This is a genomic window from Streptomyces alboniger (assembly GCF_008704395.1).
In the GTDB taxonomy this organism is placed as follows: Bacteria; Actinomycetota; Actinomycetes; order Streptomycetales; family Streptomycetaceae; genus Streptomyces; species Streptomyces alboniger.
Window position 1 is genome coordinate 3,049,305 of sequence record NZ_CP023695.1, and the last position, 21,034, is coordinate 3,070,338.

The following is a 21,034-nucleotide window of genomic DNA, read 5'->3' on the forward strand; positions in this document are numbered from 1 at the left end:
CGGGCGGGCCGATGCCCTCAGCGGATCGTCGCCCCGTACACCCTCTCCACCCGCATCGTGATCAGTACGCGTCGCTCCGCGACCATCACCTCGCGGTACTCGTCCCAGTCCGGGTGTTCTCCCGCTGCCTTGCGGTAGTACTCCACCAGGGCCTCCACCTCGGGGCCCGCCGGGTCCGAGCCGGGGCCCGTGAGGGTGACCGTGCCCTCTGCCGTGGCCCAGGCCATGCCGTCCGGGTGGGTGACCTCCAGCGCGGCCCGCGCGTCGCGGCGCAGGTTGGTGGTCTTCGCGGTGCCCGCGGTCGTGGAGATCCGGAGGAGGCCCGTGGCGCGGTCGTACGACGGCAGAACCGGGGAGAGCTGCGGGCGGCCGTCGGCCTTGATCGTCGCGAGTACGCCGAGGCGGCTCCCGGCGAGCAGCGCGTGCGGGTCGAAGGCCTGAGCGGAGCTGGCGGTGGCTTCAGTCATGTCGGGGCCAACCCGCGCCCCGGTGGTGCCTATTCCCCCCCAGTGGTGCGACAAGGCCGGGCAAGCAATGATGACGGCACGTCACAACGCCATCACGATCGATGAGTTGACACCGCAGGCCATCTTGCCGCCCCTCCCCGCGCGGGCGTAGACAGACCGCACGGGACTCGCCAGGGAAGAGAACGGGGCAGTGATGCGCAGCACTCTTCGCAGTACACGCAGGGCGCCACAACATCGGCGCACCACCGCCAAATTCGCCGCTGCCGTCGTCGCGGGGGCGCTCGCGCTCACCGTCACCGCGTGCGGTGGCGACGACAGCGACGACGGGAAAAAGGGGGGCAAGGACGGCGGCAAGGGCGACGGCGCCTCGGTCCAACTGCCCAAGCTGGACGGGGAGAACGTCTCGGTGTCCGCCGTGTGGGGCGGCTCCGAGCGCAAGGTCTTCCTGAAGGTGCTCGACGAGTTCGAGGAGCGGACGGGCGCCAAGGTCTCCTTCGTGCCCGCCCAGGACCCGATCATCAGCTTCCTGGAGTCCAAGGTGGCGGGCGGGCAGCCGCCGGACGTCGCGATGCTGCCGCAGGTTGGCGCGATCGAGCAGGCCGTGGCGAACAAGTGGGCCAAGCCGGTCGGCGCCGAGGCGCAGAAGCAACTCGCCAAGAACTACGCCAAGGGCTGGCAGGACCTGGGAGCCGTCGACGGCAAGCAGTACGGCGTGTACTTCAAGGCCGCCAACAAGTCGCTGGTCTGGTACAACACCCGCGTCTTCGAGAACGCGGGCGTCAAGGCCCCGAAGACCTGGGACGAGTTCATGAAGGCCGCCCAGACGATCTACGACTCCGGTGTGCCGCCGGTATCGGTCGCGGGCGCCGAGGCGTGGACGCTGACCGACTGGTTCGAGAACATCTATCTGTCGCAGGCGGGCCCGGAGAAGTACGACCAGCTGGCCCAGCACAAGATCAAGTGGACGGACCCGTCCGTGAAGGACGCGCTGACCACGCTCGGTGAGCTGTTCGGGAAGAAGGGCTTCGTCGCGGGCGGCGCGGACGGCGCGCTCCAGACCGAGTTCCCCGCTTCCGTGAAGCAGACGTTCAAGGGCGGCGACCAGCCCAAGGCGGGCATGGTCTTCGAGGGCGACATGGTCTCCCTGCCGATCTCCGAGACCAAGGCGAAGGTGGGCACGGACGCGAAGGTGTTCCCGTTCCCGGCCGTGGGTGACGAGTCGCCGGCCGTGGTCGGCGGCGACGCGGCCGTCGCGCTGAAGGACAGCAAGGGGGCGCAGGCGCTGCTGACCTATCTGGCCTCGCCGGACGCCGCGCGGATCTGGGCCGAGGCGGGCGGGTTCATCTCGCCCAACAAGAACCTGGACATGGCGGCGTACCCGAACGACGTGCAGCGCAGCATCGCCAAGGCGCTCATCGCGGCGGGCGACGACATCCGCTTCGACATGTCCGACCAGGCCCCGCAGGCCTTCGGCGGCACGCCGGGCAAGGGTGAGTGGAAGGCGCTCCAGGACTTCCTGAAGAACCCGAAGGACGTCGAGGGGACGCAGAAGACGCTGGAGACGGCCGCCGCCAAGGCCTACAAGGACTGACGCGATGGCGTCCGCGAACGCCGGGGGCACTGCCAAGGCGGCGCCCCCGGCTCCGACCCCGCGCAAGAGCGTGACCGGCACCCGCAGGATGGTGGCGGTGCTCTTCCTGCTGCCGGCCCTGGTGCTGCTCGGCGCGCTCGTCCTCTACCCCATCGGGTACTCGCTGTTCCGCAGCTTCTTCGACTCGTCGGGCGACTTCACGGCGTTCGGCAACTACAAGACGCTGTTCACGGACGACAGCATTCTGACCGCCATCAAGAACAACGCGGTCTGGTTGGTCGTGGCGCCCACCGTCGCGACCGCGCTCGGCCTGATCTTCGCCGTGCTGACCGAACGGGTGCGCTGGGGAACGGCGTTCAAGCTCGTCATCTTCATGCCGATGGCGATCTCGATGCTGGCCGCGGGCATCATCTTCCGGCTCGTGTACGAGTCGGACCCCGACCGCGGTGTCGCCAACGCGGTGGCGGTGAGCGTGCACGACACGTTCGCCGAGTCGTCGGCGTTCCCGCAGGCGCACCCCAGCACGAAGTCGCCGCTGAAGTCGGCCGGTGACGGGGCCTTCATCACCAAGGAGCCGGTCGAGGCGGGCACGCCCGTGGTGCTGCCGCTGACCGGCGTGCCGCCGAACGAGATGCCGGACGACGCGAAGGCGGCCGAGCCCGCGCGGGCCGAGGCCGGCCAGGTCACCGGCACGGCCTGGCAGGACTTCACGCGCGGCAAGGGCCGGGGGAAGGTCAACGCCCCCGACACCGCCGAGCTGGGTTACGCGGGCATCAAGGTCGAGGCCGTCAAGGACGGCGAGGTCGTGGCGTCCACCGAGGCCGGGGCGGACGGCACCTTCGCGCTGCCGAAGGAGGCGGACGGCGCCCAACTGCGCTTCCCCGCCTCGAACTTCCGCGAGCCCTACAACGGCGTGGACTGGCTGGGACCGTCCCTGATCACCCCCGCGGTCATCGGCTCGTACCTGTGGATGTGGGCCGGTTTCGCGATGGTCCTGATCGCGGCGGGCCTCGCGAGCGTGCCGCGTGAGCTGCTCGAGGCGGCGCGGGTGGACGGGGCCAACGAGTGGCAGGTGTTCCGCCGGGTGACGGTGCCGCTGCTCGCGCCGGTCCTCGCGGTGGTGCTGGTCACGCTCATGATCAACGTACTGAAGATCTTCGATCTGGTCTTCGTGATCCCGCCGGGCTCCTCGAAGGACGACGCGAACGTCCTCGCGCTCCAGCTCTACAACTCGGCGTTCGGCGACCGTGACGCGGGTGTGGCCAGCGCCATCGCGATGCTGCTCTTCCTCCTGGTGATCCCGGTGATGCTGTTCAACATCCGGCGCATGCGGCGGGAGGGGCGACGATGACGACCCAGACGGAGATCGTCAAGGGCAAGCAGTCCCTCGGCGGGCGGATCGCGTCCGCGCTCGGGGGCACCGCGCTGCGCGTGTTCCTGGTGCTCGTCGGACTGTTCTGGCTGGTGCCGACCATCGGGCTGCTGATCGGCTCGCTGCGCACCTCCGCCGACATGAGCGAGAGCGGCTGGTGGAAGGTGTTCGGCGCGCCCTCGCAGATGACGCTGGACAACTACTCCAACCTCCTCAAGGACGAGACGATCACCGACTCGATCCTGTCCAGCGTCATGATCACGGTCCCGGCGACGCTGCTCGTCGTGGTCCTCGGCTCGCTCGCCGGATACGCCTTCGCCTGGATGGACTTCCCCGGCCGCGACTGGTGGTTCATCGGCGTGGTCGGGCTGCTCGTCGTCCCCGTGCAGGTGGCGCTGCTGCCGGTCTCCGAACTCTTCGGCGAGATCGGCATCTTCGAGACGACGGTCGGCGTGGTCCTCTTCCACGTGGCCTTCGGCCTGCCGTTCGCGATCTTCCTCCTGCGGAACTTCTTCGCGGAGATCCCCCGCGAACTGCTGGAGGCGGCGCGCCTTGACGGGGCGGGTGAGCTGCGGCTGTTCCTGCGGGTCGTGATGCCGCTCGGGACGCCCGCGATCGCCTCGCTCGGCATCTTCCAGTTCCTGTGGGTCTGGAACGACATGCTGATCGCGCTGATCTTCGCCGACTCGGAGAGTCCGCCGATCACGGTGGCGCTCCAGCAGCAGGTGCGGTTCTTCGGCGACAACGTGCACATCCTGGCGCCCGGCGCGTTCATCTCGATGGTGATCCCGCTGGCGGTGTTCTTCGCGTTCCAGCGGCAGTTCGTGTCCGGGGTGATGGCGGGCGCGGTGAAGTGACTCGCGCGCGGGCCGCCGCCTCCTTCCGTGTGTAGCGGCCCGCGTGGTGAGACGTACGGGGTAAAAGTGGGCAAAGTGTATAAATGCATTACTTTGGGTTCACGTCACCGCGCCGCCCAGGACCCCCGCCGCCCGCCCTGCGGCGGTTCCGCGCCGGCGCGCGCAGCACGCGGTTCCGGCTGGAGCGGGCCACCGCGGGACGGGTACGCGGAGCGGCCTGGCGCGCCGGGCCCCTGCTGACGCCCGTACACCTCTCGCTCCGGGACAGCCGCACGCTCAATCTCGCGCTCACCGCGGAGACCGAGGGCGCAGACGGGGCCGACGACGCGCCGGACCGGGCCCGGCTGCTGATCACGCGCGGCCACCGCAGACACGTCGTCCCCCTCGCCCTTGAGCGGCACTCCGCCGGGGCCCCGCTCCTCACCGCCACGGCCACGCTGCGGGACCTGCGGGACGGCGTGTGGCGGCTCACCGTCGAGACGCGGGGTGCCGACGGGCGCGTACGGCGGCGGGGAATCACGCCGGCCGGGGACGGCGCGCCGCCCTGGACGCCGACCGTGCCGCACGCTCCCGACCCGCTGACCGGCACTCTGGTGCGGATCGTCAGGACCCGCAGCGGGCGCGCCGTGCTCCAGGCCACGCGGTCACGGCCGCGCGCGGAGCTGGTGCGGTTCGAGCCGCGCGGGGACGGGATCACCGTGCGCGGACGGCTGGTCGGGGCGGCGTCCCCGCCCCGGCGCGCGGAGGCCGTGCGCCGCAGGGACAAGGTCGTCGTACCCGTCGAGGTGGCGGAGCGGGGGCAGGACGGCGCGTTCACGCTGCGGGTGCCGCTCGGCGCGATGACCGGGGCCGGGCCGGGGCAGTGGGTGTGGGACTTCCGGGTGGACGGGCTGCCGCTCGGGCGGTGGCTGTCCGACGTACGGGACCCCTCGGCCGCCTATCCGACCCCCTTCCGCGTCTTCGCGCTCCCCGACGGCGCGCTGGTCCGCGCGCACGCCCACTTCACCCGGACGGGCGCCTTCGCGGTGACGTGCTGGGACATCACCGACCTCACGCGCGAACCGGCCGCCCTCGCCTCCGGACCGAAAGGCCGCACGCCCGACCCCACACCCGAGCCCGCGAAGGAGACCGCATGAAGATCACGTACCTGCTCGGCTGGGGCGACGAGATGGGCGGCACCGAGCTGGCCACCTACACCCAGGCCAAGCACCTCGCCGAGCGCCCCGGCGTCGAGGTCGAGGTGATCTCCGTCTTCCGGACCCGCGCCGAGCCGTTCTTCCCCGAGGCGCGCGGCCTGCCCGTCCGCTACCTCGTGGACCGCACCACGACACCCGAACGGCCGGTACGGGAGACGGACCTGGACGACGCCGCGTGCCGCACGCTCGCCGCGCTGCCCAGCGAGCTGATCAGGCCCGCCTGGGAGGACACCTTCGACCGGCTCTCCGACATCGAACTGACCGCCGCGCTCACCGCCGTCGACACCGACGTGCTGGTCAGCACCACGCCCGCGCTGCTCGCCGCCGCCGTGACGCTCGCACCCGCGCGGGTCGTCACCGTCCATCAGGAGCACCGCCCCACCCAGCGGCGCGGCCCGTCCGGCGAACCGCTGCTCCTGCACGCCCCGCGCCTGGACGCCCTGGTCACGCTGACCGAACGCACCCGCGACTGGATCGCGGAGTCCCTCGGCCCCACCGCGCCGGAGCTGGCCGTCATCCCGAACGCCGTTCCGGACGGCTTCCGGCCGCGCTCCGACGGCGAGGGCAAGGTCATCGTCATGGCGGCGCGGCTGACCGGCGAGAAGCGCGTCGACCACGCCGTCCGCGCCTTCGCACAGGTCGCCGACGCGCACCCGGAGTGGACGCTGCGGATCTTCGGCGGCGGCCACCGCGAGCGGCAGCTGCGCCGCCTCGTCGACGGGTTCGGGCTGCACGACCGGGTCGAACTGCTCGGCCCCTGCCAGGACATGGCCGCCGAGTGGGCCAAGGCGGGGCTGAGCCTGATGACCGCCGGGCACAACGAGGCGTTCCCGCTGGTGCTCCTCGAAGCGCTCGCCGCCGGGGTGCCCGTCATCGCGTACGACGTGCTGACCGGGCCCGCGGAGATCGTGCGCCACCGCGTCGACGGACTGCTCGTGCCACCCGGCGAGGTCGGTGAACTCGCGTGCGCGATGGACGAGCTGATGGGCGGCGACGCGGCCAGGCGCGCCTACGCCCGCGCCGCCCGCGAAGGCGTCTACGCCCGCTTCTCCTCGGCGGACGTCACGGCCCGCTGGGAGGAGCTGTACACCCGGCTCGTGGCCGGGCGCGACCGGCCGCGGCGCCTTGCCGGGCGCGCGGACCGCGTGGCCCTCGGCGTCGCGTCCGGCGGCTGCGGCTTTCGGCCCACCGCCCCGCACACCTTCGACGCCGCGGCCGCCGCCGACGAGCGGGCCCGCGAGGACGAGATCATCGCCGCCGACACCACGGGCCGCGTCATCCGCTCGGTGGGCCGCCTCGCCGAGCGGCGCGACGACGTGCTCGCGCCGGACATGGCGCGGTGGAACCTCCGGCTCACCGCGTCCGCCCTGGAGGCCGAGGACGTGCCCTACATCCTCGTACGCACCAACGACGGCACCGCCCACACGCTGGCGGTGGCCGCCGACGACAAGGACCGCGCGCTGAAGGCCCTGGCGGGGGCGCTGCGCGGGCAGCCCGTCTACGCCGAGCTGGTCAATCCGCGCGACGCGGCGCCCGGGGCCGTCCTCGCCGAACGCCTCGACGGCATCGGCGAGTTGTCCGGCGTCAAGGTCTTCAAGCCGGTGACCACCACGACGCTCTCGCTGCGGCACGGCGCGGGGCTCGCCTGCACGGTGGCGTTCTGGCCCCGGGCGGCCCAGGGGACCCCCGCGGCGGAAAGCGGCTTCCGCGCGCCCTTCGGGACGACGCTCGCCGGTGCCGTGCTGCCCTCGCTCACGCCGACGGCGACCCTGCGCGTGGCGGACCGCGACTACCCCACGCTTGAGGTGTTCACCGAACTCCTCGTCAAGGACGTCGACTTTCCCGTCGACGCCGTCTACACCTGGGTCGACGACTCCGACCCCGAGTGGCGCGCCCGCCGCGCCGCGGCCCGCGGCGGCGCCGGGCGGGAGACGGCGGACGACGGAGCCGTGCGCTACCGCAACCGCGACGAGCTGCGCTTCAGCCTGCGCTCCCTGGCGATGTACGCGCCGTGGATCCGGCACGTGTACCTCGTCACGGCGGGGCAGGTCCCCGACTGGCTCGACCGGGACCACCCCGGCCTGACGGTCGTGGACCACCGCGACCTCTTCGCCGACCCCGACGCGTGCCTCCCGACCTTCAACTCGCACTCCATCGAGTCCCAACTGCACCGCATCGAAGGCCTGTCGGAGCACTTCCTGTACTTCAACGACGACATGTTCCTCGGCCGCCCCACCAACCCCGACACGTTCTTCCTCAGCAACGGCCTGGCCCGCTTCTTCTGGTCCTCCGCGTCCGTGCCCGCCCTGCCCCTGTCCCCCGACGACGAGGGCTATCTGGCGGCGGCGAAGAACAACCGCGAGCTGCTGCGCCGCACCTTCGGCAGGACGACGACGCACAGCTTCTTCCACGTGCCGTACGCGCTGCGCCGCAGCGTCCTGACGGAGATCGCCGAGCGCTTCCCCGAGGAGACGGCGGCCACGGCCCGCAGCCGCTTCCGCTGCGCCGACGACTTCGCCCTGGTCTCCTCGCTGCACCAGCACTACGCGTACCTCACGGGGCGGGCGGTGCCGGGCTCCATCTCGTACGACTTCGTGGACATCGGCGACCGTGCCGACCACGCGCGGCTGGGGCGGCTGCTCCAGAACCGGGACCGGACGGCCTTCTGCATCGGGGAGTCGCCCGACAGCGGCATGGCGGACGAGGAGATGGCGCTCGCCATCAGGTCGTTCCTGACGGCGTACTTCCCGGTGCGCTCGCCCTACGAGGCCTGAGCCCGGGAAATCTCAGGGCAGGATCAGGGCAGGAAGAGCCGCCGGACGACGCGTTCGGCGGCCTTCCCGTCGTCGTAGGGGCAAAAGCGCGCCCGGAACGCGGACCGCAGCTCCGCGGCCTCCGGGGTGTCCCAGCCGCCGCCGCGGAACAGCTCGGCCAGTTCGTCCTCGGTGGTGGCCACGGCCCCCGGCGTCTCGCCCGCCCGCCCGGAGAGCAGGTCGAAGTAGGTGCCGCGGGCCAGGCGGTAGGCCTGCCAGTCGGGGGCGTACGTCACGATCGGGCGGTCCAGGCAGGCGTAGTCGAACATCAGTGACGAGTAGTCCGTGACGAGCGCGTCGGCGGCGAGGCACAGGTCCTCCACGCGCGCGTGCCCGGTGACGTCGATGAGCTGCGGGTGCGCGTCGAGCCCGGCGTCGGCGCCGTAGAAGTAGTGGGCACGCACGAGCACGACGTACTGGGGGCCGATCCTCTCGGCGAACCGCCTGAGGTCGAGGCGGGGCAGGAAGCCCTTCTGGTAGTCGCGGTGGGTCGGCGCGTACAGCAGCACGGTCCGTCCGTCGCCGACGCCCAACTGCGTGCGGATGCGGTCGATCTCTCTCTCGCCCGTCGTGAAGTACACGTCGTTGCGCGGATAGCCCGCCTCCAGCGGCTCGTAGGCGGTGGAGGGGTAGACGCGCTCCCAGATCTCCGTGGAGTGCGGATTGGAGGAGAGGCTGTAGTCCCACTGGTCGGTGTGGTCGAGGACCTTCTGGAAGCTGATGCCGTGCGTGCCGGCCGGGTAGCGGCGCTGGTCCAGGCCCATCTTCTTCAGCGGGGTGCCGTGGTGGGTCTGGAGGTAGACCTGACCGGGGCGCTTGGTGAATCCGCCGGGGAAGCTGGAGTTGTTGATGAGGTACGTGGCTGTGGCCATCGCCTGCCAGTAGCGCCGGGAGCCTTCGACGACGTAGTCGACCCCGGCGGGCACCTTGTGCTTGTGGCGGCCGGAGACCACCCACACGCCCCGGATGTGCGGGGCCAGTTCGCGGGCCTTGGCGTGGATGGCGGCGGGGTTGCAGGAGACCGCGCGGTTCCAGTAGGCGCCATAGACCGCGAGGTGCGGGTCGAGGGAGCGGTGCAGGTCGGCGCGGTAGGCGGCGCGCATGGCGCGGGCGCGCAGCTTCTTCTTCTGCTCCTTGAGCCGCCGCGAGACGCGCAGGCGCCGGGACTCGGCCTTGCGCAGGCTCTCGTGGGCCGTGAAGGAGCCGGTGGCGAGGGCCTTCTCCCGCGGAGTGCGGGGCTCGGTTCCCGCGGGCGCGTACGTGCGGTGGACGCGGGCCGCCTCGCGGAAGAAGTCGCGCCGGTCGCCCGCGCGGATCCGCCCGGGGTCGTCGAGGACGGCGAGGAGGTGGGCCGCGGCGTGCGGCAGGAGCCGGGCGCGGTCGGCGGGCCCGGCGGCGGCGAGGAGTTCCTCGTACCGTCCGACGACGGCGAAGTGGTGTCTGCCCGGCGTCTTGGAGAAGCTGCCGCCGCGCCGCTCGCGCCAGCGCACGCAGCTCCGGTCGAGGACGACGAGGCGCTCGCCCGCGCGCAGGGTCGCGGTGTGGACCGGCACCACGTCCTCGTACGCCCCTTCGGAGAAGGACAATTGCCGCTCGCGCCAGAAGCCGCGCCGGAAGACGCGGTTCCAGGCGGCCGGGGTGACAGACAGGGGGTCGCCGGTGAGAGGGCCGCCGCCTGGGCGGACGGTCTCCCACCAGTCGACGCGGTCGTGCGCGAAGAGCAGGACGTCCGGGTCGCCCCGTTCCGCGAGGGCCGCGTCGAGGGCTTCGAGGGCGCCCGGCAGCAGGAGGTCGTCCCCGTCGAGGAAGAGGAGGTAGTCCCCGGTGGCGCGGTCGGCGCCGATGTTGCGCGCGGGGCCCGGGCCCGCCTGGGCGGGGACGCGCAGCAGTTGCACACGCGGGTCGCGCTCCGCATACTCCGCGGCGATCGCGGCGCAGGCGTCGGGCGAGGCGTCGTCGACGACGGTCAGTTCGAGGTCGCCGAAGGACTGGGTGAGCACCGAGTCCAGGCATTCCCGCAGGTAGCCCTGGACGCGGTGGGCGGGGACGACAACCGAGAAGCGCGACATGACAACCGACCGTAACCAGCGGGACACGGCCTGTCGAAGACCTCCCGTCACTCATTGGGGTGACAGAAGCCGAAGGGACTGACCGTCGGGAGCGACGAGCGGGCAAATGGGGCTAAATATGCCGTACTCCCATGAAAGGCCGGTCGCCGTGCAGCCCCGTCTCAGCGTCGTCGTGCCCATCTACAACGTCGAGGAGTTCCTGGAGGAGTGCCTGGAGTCGATCGCCCGGCAGACCGTGCAGACCGCGCAGACCGGGCGTACTTCATCCGGCCCCGGGCGACCGGGCGGGCCGGAGGGTCCCGGCGGCCTCGAATGCGTCATGGTCGACGACGGCTCGACCGACGCCAGCCCGCTCATCGCGCGTGCGTTCGCCGCCAGGGACCCCCGTTTCGTCTATGTCCGCCAGCGCAACGCCGGGCTGAGCGCGGCCCGCAACACCGGCGTGCGCAAGGCGTCGCCCACCGCCGAGTTCCTCACCTTCGTCGACAGCGACGACGTCGTGCCGCACGACGCGTACGAGCGGATGATCGCGAGCCTGGACGAGACCGGCTCGGACTTCGCGAGCGGCAACGTCTGGCGGCTCACCGAGCGCGGCCGCTCACAGGCCTGGCAGTACAAGTGGCTGACCGAGCCGCGCGCCCGTACGCACATCTCGCGCGACTTGGACCTGCTCTCCGACCGCGTGGCCTGGAACAAGGTGTTCCGCCGCTCCTTCTGGGACCGGCACCGCTTCGCCTTCCCCGAGGGCAAGCTGTACGAGGACACGCCCGTGATGATCCCGGCGCACTTCCTCGCCGGGTCCGTGGACGTGCTCAGCGACCACGTCTACTACTGGCGGGTCCGCGAGGGCTCCATCACCCGGCGGCGCACCGACGTCAAGGGCGTGCGCGACCGGATCGCGGCGTGCGCGCACGTCAGCGGCTTCCTCGCCGAGCACGCGCCGGAGATGAAGAAGACGTACGACGTCTCCTGTCTGCGCGACGACTTCGTGTACTTCCTGGAGGGACTGCCGATGGGCGGCCCCGAGTACCGCGCGGCGTTCATGGCGGACGCGGCGGCGTTCCTGCGCCGCGCGGACCCGTCCGTGATCACCGGCCTACCCGTCGACCTGCGCGTCAAATGGCAGCTCGTCCGCGAGTCGCGCACCGCCGAACTCATCGAGCTGCTCGCCTTCGAGCAGGCCAACGGCACCGCCTTCCACGTCCGCGGCGCCCTGCGCCGCAGCGCCTCCTACCCGGGCGTCGGCCGCGTGCCCGAGAAGCTGGCGCGGATCGGGCGGGGCGAACTGCCCGTTGTGGCGCGGGTCGGCGAGGCCCGGTGGGACGCCGAGGGGAAGCTGCGGATCAACGGATACGCGTACGTACGCAATCTGGCGGCGACCCGCCCCGGGCACTCCCTCAAGGCGGGGCTGCTCAAGTCGGCGCACAGCAGGGGGCAGTTCCGCCGCGTGCCGACGAGGACGGTCGCCGCGCCGCGGGCCACCGAGGAGTCGCGGCAGCGCCTGCACTGCTACGACCTGTCCGGCTTCGAGATGACCGTCGACCCCGACCAGCTGAAGACCGGCGGGAGGTGGCGGCCGGGGAACTGGCTGCTCGGCGTGGTCGTCGCGGGCCACGGCACGGTGCGGCGCGCGGCCGTGCGGTCCGCCGACGGGGCGTCCGCGCAGTCCCTGGTGCGCGAACTCGGCGACGGGCTGCGCCTGGTCCTCGGCTTCAGCAAGGGCCGGCTCGTGCTGCGGGTCCAGGAGTACGCGGCGCGCGTGGACGCCCACCGGCGCGACGGGGGCGACGTCGTGCTGAGCGGGATCCTGCCGGGGCGCGTGCGGCCGAGGGCCCTGCGGCTCACCCACAAGCACTCCGGCACGGACTTCGACTATCCGGTGGCGCTCGCTGACGACCGCTTCGAGGTCCGGGTGCGGCTCGCGGACCTGGCGGGCGTGCCGCCCACGCCGCACCTCGCGCCCAAGGAGGTCGAGCCGCCGCACGGCGACCGCTGGCAGGCCAACCTCGTGCTGCCCGACGGCAAGCTGAAGTCGCTGGCCGCGACGTTGGACCTGGCCCCGGGGCGGTACGCGTCGGAGACGGGCCGTGAGCTGTGCGCCACGGCCAACGACCAGGGCCAGCTGATCGTCGAGCTGACCCGGCAGCCGATCGCCGACCGCGTCGCGTGGGGCCCGGACGGCACGCTGACCGTCGAGATCCTGGCGAGCGGGTCCGGCTGGCCCGAGGCGGAGTTCGTCCTGCGGCACAGCAGCCGCGACGAGGAGCTGACGGTCCCCGCCGAACGCGTCGGCGAGCGGCTGCGCGCGGTGGTCGCGCCGGGGGGCGGGGCGCTGCGGGAGGGGCGGTGGTACGCGTTCCTGCGGGACGCGGGGGCGGGATCCGGGGCGGAGTCCAGGGCGAAATCCGGGGCGGAGTCCGGCGAGGGGGCCGGGCCGCAGGAAGACGGGCGGCGGGAGGACGGCATGCCCGTGCGGCTGCTCGCCTCCGTGGCGGCGGGGCTGCCCCTTCACCAGGTCGCCCAGAAGCGGGAGTTCACCGTCGACCGGCGCTTCGGGGACCGGCTGCTCGTCGAGGCGGGGTCCGTCCTCGCCCGCTCCGAGCGCGGGGCCTACCGGCAGCACCGGCTGCGCACCGCCCACTATCCGAGCCACCGCGAGCGGCCGCTGACGGACGCCGTCCTCTACTTCGACGGCGACTCGCCCCGCGCCGTCCACGAGGAGCTGGTGCGGCGCGGCGCCGACGTCGAGCACCTGTGGGTCACGCACGACCAGCAGACCCACGTACCGGCCGGCGCGAGAGGCGTGGAGGAGCACAGCGCCGCCTGGTACGAGGCGCTGGCCCGCTGCCGCCGCATCGTGACGGCGGGCCACCTCCCGGACTTCTTCGAGCGCCGCGAGGGCCAGACCGTCGTACAGACCTGGAACGGCGCCCCGCTCAAGCGCATCGGCACCGACCTCACCGGCACCCTCTACGCCGACCACGGCCACCTCGACGCGCTGCCGAGGCTGTCGCGCCAGTGGGACGTGCTCGTCTCGCCGAACCGCTTCTCCACCCCGCACCTGGGCCGCGCCCTCGCCTACGACGGCGAGGTCCTGGAAGCGGGCTCGCCCCGCAACGACGTGCTGTTCGGCGACGACCGCCGCAAGACCGCCGAGCGGGTCCGCCGCGATCTCGGCCTCTGCCCGGACAAGCGGATCGTGCTGTACGCGCCGACCTACCGGGACCATCTCGCGTACTCCCCGGGCCGGTTCCGCTACGAGCCCGCGCTCGACTTCCGCGCCGCCGAGTCGGTGCTCGGCGACGACCACGTCCTGCTGGTGCGCAAGCACCCGCTGACGGCGGGCCGGCTGCCCGGCGCCCGCGCGCCCTTCGTACGGGACGTGTCGGCCCACCCCCGCGCCGCCGAACTGCTCCTGATCGCCGACGTGCTGGTGACCGACTACTCCTCGCTGATGTTCGACTTCGCGCACACCGGGCGCCCGATGCTCTTCCACGCGTACGACCTGGAGCACTACCGCGACACCGTGCGCGGCTTCTACCTCGACTTCGAGACGAGCGCGCCCGGTCCGCTGCTCGCCTCCACCGGCGAGGTCGTCGAGGCGCTGCGCGATCTGGACGCGATCGCGGCCCGGCACGCGGACGCGTACACGGCGTTCCGCGAGGCCTACTGCGACCTCGACGACGGCAGGGCCGCGGCCCGCGTCGTGGAGAGGCTGATGCGGTGACCGGCACGCTCCTCGCCCGCAGGACCGCCTTCGGCGCGACGGCGCTGGGCGGCGGCCGGCGGTGGCGCCCCTCGCCCTTCCTGGTCTTCGGCGGCCTGTTCTGGCTGGTGATGTCACTGGCGTTCTGGCGGGTGCCGATGTGCTGCGACTTCGGGCAGCACGCGGCGGTGGTCGAACGGCTCAAGGACGACCTGCTCCATCCCGCGCACCCGATGGCGGACCTGCCGGGCGACGGCAGCGCGTACTACTCGCCGTACGCGGTCGCCCAGGGCCTGTTCGCCAAGGTGACGGGCCTCGCGGGCTGGCAGGTCGTGAAGCTCTCGGGCCCGCTCAACCTCCTGGTGCTGCTCACCGGCATCGGGCGTTTCGTGCGCGGCCTCACCCCCCGCCCGTGGGCGCCGGTCCTCGCGCTGTTCGCGATGGTGCTGCTGTGGGGCACGCGCATGGCGTGGTGGAGCGGCTATCTGGGCCTGATGTCGATGACGGGGAACCTCGGCTACCCCTCGACGTTCGCGATCGGGCTCGCGTTCTGGGCGTGGGCGTGGGCCGGTTCGCTGGCCAAGGGCCTGCGGCGAGGGCTCTGGCCTTACGTCGGTCTGGGCACCCTGTGCGGGCTCGTCCTGCTCATCCACCCGATCTCGTCGGTGGCGGCGGTGCTCGGCGTGGTCGCGTTCGCGGCGTCCGACCGGAGGGCGTGGGAGTGGGCGGGGCTCGGGGCGTGGGCGGCGACCGGTCTGACCGCGGCGGCCGTGGCGGCGCTCTGGCCGTACTTCAGCGTCTTCTCCCTCGTCGGTGACGAGAGCGTCGACTGGATCCACCGCCAGCTCTACACCGAGATGCCCCAGCGCTTCTGGCTGGCGCTGCTCGGCCTTCCGGCCCTGTGGCTGCGGCTGCGCAGGGACCGCAGGGACCCCCTGGTGCTGATGTTCGCCCTGGAGTGCGCCGTCGTCGCGTACGGCTGGGTCAGCGGTCACTACACCTACGGCCGCATCCTCGGTCTGACGCTGGTCCCGCTCCAGTTCGCGCTCGCCATCGAGCTGGCCGCGCCGCGGCCCTGGGGGTGGCGGCGGGGCGCGCTCGCCGGGGCGACGGCGCTCGGGGCGTGCGTCGGGTTCTTCCAGATCCAGGCGGGCGCCGTCGTGCCGCGCGCGCTCGACCCGATCGGCTTCGACCAGCCGCCGCGGTGGCCCGGCTACGGCTGGGCGGTCGGCCATATGGGCCGGGGCGACGTCGTCCTGACCGACGGCTACCGTCCCACGCGGTCCGTGCCCGGCCTCGGCGCCAATCTCGTCGCCCCCGCCTGGCCGGACGCCTCGCTCGCCGAGGAGGTACGCAACCGCCGGCTCGCGGCCGTGCGCGCCTATCTCGCCCCCGACTCCACGCGTGCGGAGCGCTCGGCGATCGTCCGCCGCTACGAGGTGCGGTGGCTGCTGCTCGGCCCCGACCAGAAGGTGCCGCCGGAGGCGGTGGTCGTCGACTGGAGCCGGCGGACCGGCGAGGTGCTGGCGCGGGTGGGCGGGGCCACTCCGGCGAATGCCCCCCTAATCGGATAATTACGAGCAACCTATAAAATTTCCTCCGTGGACCGCACCCTGTCTCACCCGACTGCCCAGAACTCACCCGCCCCTAACTCCCGCACCTCCCGGGTCTCCGTCGTCGTGATCGGCTACAACGACGCGGCCCACATCGCCGACGCGGTGCGCTCCGCGCTGGCCCAAGGGCCCGTCGTCCGCGAGGTGATCGCCGTCGACGACTGCTCGACGGACGGCAGCGCGGAGATCCTGGCCGCCCTCGCCGAAGGGGACCGGCGCGTGCGGGTGATCCGCCGGGCGAGCAACAGCGGCGGCTGCGGCACCCCCCGCAACGACGGGATCGACGCCGCCAGCGCGCCGTACGTGATGTTCCTCGACAGCGACGACGTGCTGCCGCCCGGCGCGGCCGTCGCGCTGCTCGCCGCGGCCGAGCGGCACGGCTGCGAGGTCGCCTCGGGCCTGTGCGTGCGCCGCGAACTGCCCTCGGGGCGCGAGGTGCCCTGGCAGCCGGAGCTGTACGCGAAGGCCCGGCTCGTCGCCCGCCCCGAGCTGCGCACCCGCCTCGTCCACGACACGCTCTGCGTCAACAAGCTCTACCGCGCCGACTTTCTGCGCGAGCACGGCATCCGCTTCCCCGAAGGCCGCTTCATCTACGAGGACTTCGTCTTCACCGCGCGCATGCTCGCCGCGGGGCCGCGCATCGCGCTCGTCCCCGACACGGTGTACGTGTGGCACGTGCGCCGCGCCGCCGCCAAGCTGTCGATCTCCCTGGACCGCGCCGGGATCGCCAACTGGCAGGCCCGCATGGAGGCGCACCGCCAGTCCGTGGAGATCCTGCGGGACGCGCGCGGCGCCGGGGGCAAGCGGCTCGCGCGGGCGGCCCGCGCCAAGTTCGTCGACCACGGGCTGCGCATGTACACCCGGGAACTCCCCGCGCGCGGCGAGGAGTACCAGCGCGAGTGGTGGTCGCTCACGCGCGCGTACCTGACGACGTTCGACGCCGCCGACCTCGACGCGGCGCCCGCCCCCGGCCGCGTCATCGCGCGCGTCATCCTCGCCTCCGGGCAGCCGCGCGACCTGGCCCGGCTGAAGCAGGTGGCGGCGCGGCCCGCCCGGCTCGTGCCGCCGTATCCGAGGGCGGCCGACGCCACCCCGGTCTGGGCTGACGACCTCCCCCACGTCACCCTGGAGCACCTGCTCGTACGCCCCATGCGCCTGCTGCCCCTTGCGGTGGACGGCGAGCTGCGCCCGCGCGCGGGCGGCACCCGGCTCACGCTGCGGCTGCGCGAGCTGTACGGGCGGGTGGCGCAGGCGGGCCCCGCCACCGTCGACGTCGAGCTGATCCACCGGCAGAGCGGGCTGCCGGGCCTGCGCAGGACGGCGGCGTTCGGTCCGGAGCGGCCCGGTGCCACGTGGACGGCCACGGTCCTGCTCGACCTCGGCGCGCTGGACGGGGCGGTGTGGGACGTACGGCTGCGGCTCCACTTCGACGACGGGACCTCGCGCGACACGACCGCGCGGGCCGTCGCCGGGCCCGGACTGCTGCGGCGCACGGTGGTGCCTGGCGGGCGGCGCGGCATCCTGCTCGTCCAGCCGTACGCCACCCAGGCGGGGAACCTCTCGCTGCGGCTCGCGCCCGGGGTGCGGGGCGTCGCCGGGGTCGTGAAGCGGCGGCTCGCCCGGTGGTTGCGCCGGGCCCGCTCCGTGGCGGGGGCCCGCGGGCGCTGACGCGGCCCGTACGGGCTCTCTGCGAGACTGCGGGTCGCCCTTACCGGACACCGGACACACAGAACGCAGAACACACGCACGACAGGACGGGACAAGACGACCATGACCTGGCTGATCACCGGCGGCGCCGGATACATCGGAGCGCATGTCGTCCGCGCCATGATGGAGGCGGGCGAGCGGGCCGTGGTCTACGACGACCTGTCCAGCGGTATCGCCGAGCGCGTCCCGGCGGGCGTCCCCCTCGTGACCGGCTCGACCCTGGACGCGGACCTGCTGGCCCGCACCCTGAAGGACCACGCGATCACCGGCGTCGTCCATCTCGCGGCGAAGAAGCAGGTCGGCGAATCGGTGGAGCGGCCCCTGCACTACTACCGGGAGAACGTGGAGGGCCTGCGGGTGCTCCTCGAAGCGGTCGTGGAGGCCGGTGTGCCCTCCTTCGTCTTCTCCTCGTCCGCCGCGGTGTACGGCATGCCGGACGTCGACCTCGTCACCGAGGAGACGCCGTGCCTGCCGATGAGCCCGTACGGCGAGACGAAGCTGGCGGGCGAGTGGCTGGTGCGGGCCGTGGGGCGCGCGCACGGTCTGGCGACGGCGTCCCTGCGCTACTTCAACGTGGCGGGCGCGGCCACGCCCGAGCTGGCCGACACCGGCGTCCTCAACCTCGTGCCGATGGTCTTCGAGAAGCTCACGGACGGCGAGGCCCCCCGCATCTTCGGCGCGGACTACGCCACCCCCGACGGCACGTGCGTACGCGACTACATCCACGTCGTCGACCTGGCCGAGGCCCATGTGGCGACGGCCCGCAAGCTCGCGTCGGCCGCGCCCGGCACGGACCTGACCCTCAACATCGGCCGGGGCGAGGGCGTTTCGGTCCGCGAGATGACGGACCTCATCAACGACGTCACGGGCTACGACACGCCCGCGGAGGTGACCGGCCGCCGCCCGGGCGACCCGGCCCGCGTGGTCGCCGCGGCGACCCGCATCACCACGGAACTGGGCTGGTCGGCCAAGCGGGACGTACGCGACATGATCGTGTCGGCGTGGGCCGGCTGGGTACGGCTGCGCCCGGAGGCGGGGCGCGACTGACACAGTCAGTGCGCGGCGGCCATCCTGCCGAACGCGGGGTCCGCCGAGCCCCCGCCGCGCCTCAGAGCGCCCGCAGCCCCGCCGCCGTGGCCGCCGCGAGCCTGCCCAGGTAGCCCTTGGGCAGGTCGGCCCGCACCACCACGGAACGCCAGTAGAGCGGTCCCGACACCAGGTCGAGGGCCAGCTCCTCGTCCACGCCCGCGCGCAGTTCGCCCCGCTCGACGGCCGCCCGCACGATGCCGCTCGCGACCCCGTGCTGCCCCTCCCGCAGCGCCTTCTGGAGGGCTTCGGCGATCTCGGGGTTGCGGGCCGCCTCCGCCTGGAGGTCCGGGATGATCTGGGAGGCGACGGGGTGCCGCAGCGCGCGCGAGGTCACCTCGTACAGCAGCCGCAGATCCCCCTCCAGGGAGCCCGTGTCCGGCGCGGGCAGGCCCTGGACCGCTATGGCCGAGACCAGGTCGAGCACGAGGTGCAGCTTGGAGCGCCAGCGGCGGTACACGGCCGTCTTGCCCACGCCCGCGCGGCGCGCGATGCCCTCGATGGACATGCGGGCGTAGCCGACGGAGGCCAGCTCCTCGAAGACCGCGGCCCGGATCGCCTCGGTCACGTCCTCGCGGAGCACGGCGGCCCCGGCGGGCGCCCTGCGGCGCGGCGGTTCGCCGCGCGGTCCGCTCGCCTGTTCACCCTGTGGCCTGCTCGTCGTCATACGGACAGCATAAACAGCGCGAAGCGTCACGACGATACGGTTGCGTTCCGACGTATCGTCGCCCTACGCTCGGCGTGGCGACGATACGGGCCCGTCCCGACGTATGCCGCAGCCTCCCGACGCCTCCCCGAGCGAAAGCCACGGATGTGAGCCAGGTCCTCGACGCACCCCCGCCGCCCCGTACGACCAGCACGGCGGCCGCCGCCCTCTCCCCCGCCGAACTCGCCGCCCGGCACGGCCTGACCGTCAGCGGCGCCCGCCCCTCCCTGCCCGCCTACGTCCGCCAGCTGTGGCAGCGGCGCCACTTCATCACCGCCTTCGCGACGGCCAAGCTGACGGCTCAGTACAGCCAGGCGAAGCTCGGCCAGCTCTGGCAGGTGATGACGCCGCTGCTGAACGCGGCGGTCTACTACTTCATCTTCGGCGTCCTGATGGACACCAAGCGGGACGTGGCGGACTACGTCCCGTTCCTGGTCACCGGCGTCTTCGTCTTCACGTTCACGCAGCAGTCCGTCATGGCGGGCACCCGCGCCATATCGGGCAGCCTCGGCCTGGTCCGCGCCCTGCACTTCCCGCGCGCTTCGCTGCCCATCTCATACTGCCTGCAACAGCTCCAGCAGCTGCTCTTCTCCATGGGCGCGCTGGTCGTGATCCTGCTCTGCTTCGGCGTCCCGCCGACGGTGTCCTGGCTGCTGGTGGTCCCCGTCCTGGCCCTCCAGTTCACGTTCAACACGGGCCTCGCGCTCGTCATGGCCCGGCTCGGCAGCAAGACGCCGGACATCGCGCAGCTGATGCCGTTCGTGCTGCGGACCTGGATGTACGGGTCCGGGGTGATGTGGAGCATCGACGCCGTCCTCAAGGACCGGCACCTGCCGCACGCCGTACAGGTCCTCCTGGAGTGCAATCCGGCCGCCGTGTACATCGATCTGATGCGGTTCGCCCTCATCGACACCTTCCACGCGGACCAGTTGCCGCACCACGTGTGGGCCTGGGCGCTCGGCTGGGCGCTGCTCGCCGGGATCGGCGGGTTCATCTACTTCTGGAAGGCAGAGGAGACGTACGGCCGTGGCTGAGACCCCACAGGTACAGGGGCGGGAGCACAACGCCCCCACCGTGATCGTCGACGCCGTCGACATCGTCTACCGCGTCCAGGGTGCGGGCGCCACGGCGGGCCGGGGCGCCGCGACCGCCGCGCTCGGCCGCATCCTGAGGCGGGGCGGCACCCCCGGCGCCCGCACCGTCCACGCCGTCAGGAACGTCTCCTTCACCGCCCGCAAGGGCGAGGCCATCGGCCTGATCGGCACCAACGGCTCGGGCAAGTCCACGCTGCTCAAGGCGGTCGCGGGCCTGCTGCCCGTCGAGCGCGGCCGGATCTTCACCGACGGCCAGCCCTCCCTCCTCGGGGTCAACGCGGCCCTGATGAACGACCTGACCGGCGAGCGCAACGTCCACCTCGGCGGCCTCGCCATGGGCATGTCGCGCGAACAGGTCAAGGAGCGCTGCCAGGAGATCGTCGACTTCTCCGGGATCAACGAGAAGGGCGACTTCAGCACACTCCCCATGCGCACGTACTCCTCCGGCATGGCGGCGCGCCTGCGCTTCTCCATCGGCTCCGCCAAGGACCACGACGTGCTGCTCATCGACGAGGCGCTGGCCACCGGGGACCGCTCCTTCCAGAAGCGCTCCGAGGCCCGCATCCGCGAGCTGCGCGAGCGCGCGGGCACGGTCTTCCTGGTCAGCCACAACAACAAGTCGATCCGGGACACCTGCGACCGCGTGCTGTGGCTGGAGCGCGGCGAGCTGCGGATGGACGGCCCCACGGCGGACGTACTGAAGGAGTACGAGCGTTATACAAACCAGGACAGGTAGCCCTTTTGTCGCACCAATGCG

At 72.5% G+C, this 21,034-nt stretch carries 14 protein-coding genes; 11 read left to right on the plus strand and 3 right to left on the minus strand.

The window, feature by feature from the left end; translation table 11 throughout:
• Positions 1 to 17: 17 nt before the first annotated feature.
• On the minus strand, positions 18 to 467 hold the full coding sequence (locus tag CP975_RS13420) for a PPOX class F420-dependent oxidoreductase (protein WP_055533329.1): 450 nt from the start codon (positions 465 to 467) through the stop codon (positions 18 to 20).
• A 193-nt stretch (positions 468 to 660) separates the two neighbouring features.
• Between CP975_RS13420 and CP975_RS13425 the strand changes: the two genes are divergently transcribed.
• The 5 genes from CP975_RS13425 (at position 661) to CP975_RS13445 (ending at position 8,257) form a co-directional block, all read left to right on the plus strand.
• Positions 661 to 2,058: an ABC transporter substrate-binding protein gene (locus CP975_RS13425; RefSeq protein ID WP_055533333.1), complete on the plus strand. Its 1,398-nt coding sequence runs from the start codon at positions 661 to 663 to the stop codon at positions 2,056 to 2,058.
• Between the two features lie 4 nt (positions 2,059 to 2,062).
• Positions 2,063 to 3,409, plus strand: a complete 1,347-nt coding sequence (locus tag CP975_RS13430) for a carbohydrate ABC transporter permease (protein ID WP_199783109.1) — start codon at positions 2,063 to 2,065, stop codon at positions 3,407 to 3,409.
• Positions 3,406 to 4,287 carry a carbohydrate ABC transporter permease gene (locus CP975_RS13435; protein WP_055533327.1) on the plus strand — a complete coding sequence of 294 codons (882 nt, stop codon included), beginning with the start codon at positions 3,406 to 3,408 and terminating at the stop codon, positions 4,285 to 4,287. The genes CP975_RS13430 and CP975_RS13435 overlap by 4 nt, the downstream gene beginning before the upstream one ends.
• A gap of 83 nt (positions 4,288 to 4,370) precedes the next feature.
• Complete coding sequence (locus CP975_RS13440; protein ID WP_055533325.1) at positions 4,371 to 5,423, plus strand: hypothetical protein; 1,053 nt, start codon at positions 4,371 to 4,373, stop codon at positions 5,421 to 5,423.
• Positions 5,420 to 8,257, plus strand: coding sequence for a stealth conserved region 3 domain-containing protein (locus CP975_RS13445; RefSeq protein WP_055533323.1), 2,838 nt, complete (start codon positions 5,420 to 5,422; stop codon positions 8,255 to 8,257). Before CP975_RS13440 ends, CP975_RS13445 begins: the two co-directional genes overlap by 4 nt.
• Positions 8,258 to 8,280: 23 nt before the next feature.
• Here the strand turns inward: CP975_RS13445 and CP975_RS13450 are convergent, their stop codons facing one another.
• Positions 8,281 to 10,365, minus strand: coding sequence for a bifunctional glycosyltransferase/CDP-glycerol:glycerophosphate glycerophosphotransferase (locus CP975_RS13450; protein ID WP_055533321.1), 2,085 nt, complete (start codon positions 10,363 to 10,365; stop codon positions 8,281 to 8,283).
• Between the two features lie 118 nt (positions 10,366 to 10,483).
• On the opposite strand from CP975_RS13450, the gene CP975_RS13455 reads away from it, so the two are divergent.
• The 4 genes from CP975_RS13455 to galE all read left to right on the plus strand — a co-directional run bounded on the left by CP975_RS13455 (position 10,484) and on the right by galE (position 18,438).
• Positions 10,484 to 14,092: a bifunctional glycosyltransferase/CDP-glycerol:glycerophosphate glycerophosphotransferase gene (locus CP975_RS13455; protein WP_167532693.1), complete on the plus strand. Its 3,609-nt coding sequence runs from the start codon at positions 10,484 to 10,486 to the stop codon at positions 14,090 to 14,092.
• Positions 14,089 to 15,645 (plus strand): hypothetical protein, encoded by a 1,557-nt coding sequence (locus CP975_RS13460; protein ID WP_055534871.1) that lies wholly within the window; start codon positions 14,089 to 14,091, stop codon positions 15,643 to 15,645. The genes CP975_RS13455 and CP975_RS13460 overlap by 4 nt, the downstream gene beginning before the upstream one ends.
• A gap of 27 nt (positions 15,646 to 15,672) precedes the next feature.
• Positions 15,673 to 17,352 carry a glycosyltransferase family 2 protein gene (locus CP975_RS13465; RefSeq protein ID WP_425474250.1) on the plus strand — a complete coding sequence of 560 codons (1,680 nt, stop codon included), beginning with the start codon at positions 15,673 to 15,675 and terminating at the stop codon, positions 17,350 to 17,352.
• A 102-nt stretch (positions 17,353 to 17,454) separates the two neighbouring features.
• Positions 17,455 to 18,438, plus strand: coding sequence for a UDP-glucose 4-epimerase GalE (gene galE / locus CP975_RS13470; protein WP_055534869.1), 984 nt, complete (start codon positions 17,455 to 17,457; stop codon positions 18,436 to 18,438).
• Positions 18,439 to 18,499: 61 nt separating this feature from the next.
• On the opposite strand, the gene CP975_RS13475 is transcribed toward galE, so the two are convergent.
• Positions 18,500 to 19,144 (minus strand): TetR/AcrR family transcriptional regulator, encoded by a 645-nt coding sequence (locus CP975_RS13475; RefSeq protein ID WP_055534866.1) that lies wholly within the window; start codon positions 19,142 to 19,144, stop codon positions 18,500 to 18,502.
• Positions 19,145 to 19,290: 146 nt separating this feature from the next.
• Between CP975_RS13475 and CP975_RS13480 the strand changes: the two genes are divergently transcribed.
• Both CP975_RS13480 and CP975_RS13485 read left to right on the plus strand, forming a co-directional pair.
• Positions 19,291 to 20,217, plus strand: coding sequence for an ABC transporter permease (locus CP975_RS13480; protein ID WP_055534864.1), 927 nt, complete (start codon positions 19,291 to 19,293; stop codon positions 20,215 to 20,217).
• Positions 20,210 to 21,013: an ABC transporter ATP-binding protein gene (locus CP975_RS13485; protein ID WP_055534863.1), complete on the plus strand. Its 804-nt coding sequence runs from the start codon at positions 20,210 to 20,212 to the stop codon at positions 21,011 to 21,013. The genes CP975_RS13480 and CP975_RS13485 overlap by 8 nt, the downstream gene beginning before the upstream one ends.
• The last annotated feature ends 21 nt before the right edge of the window (positions 21,014 to 21,034 follow it).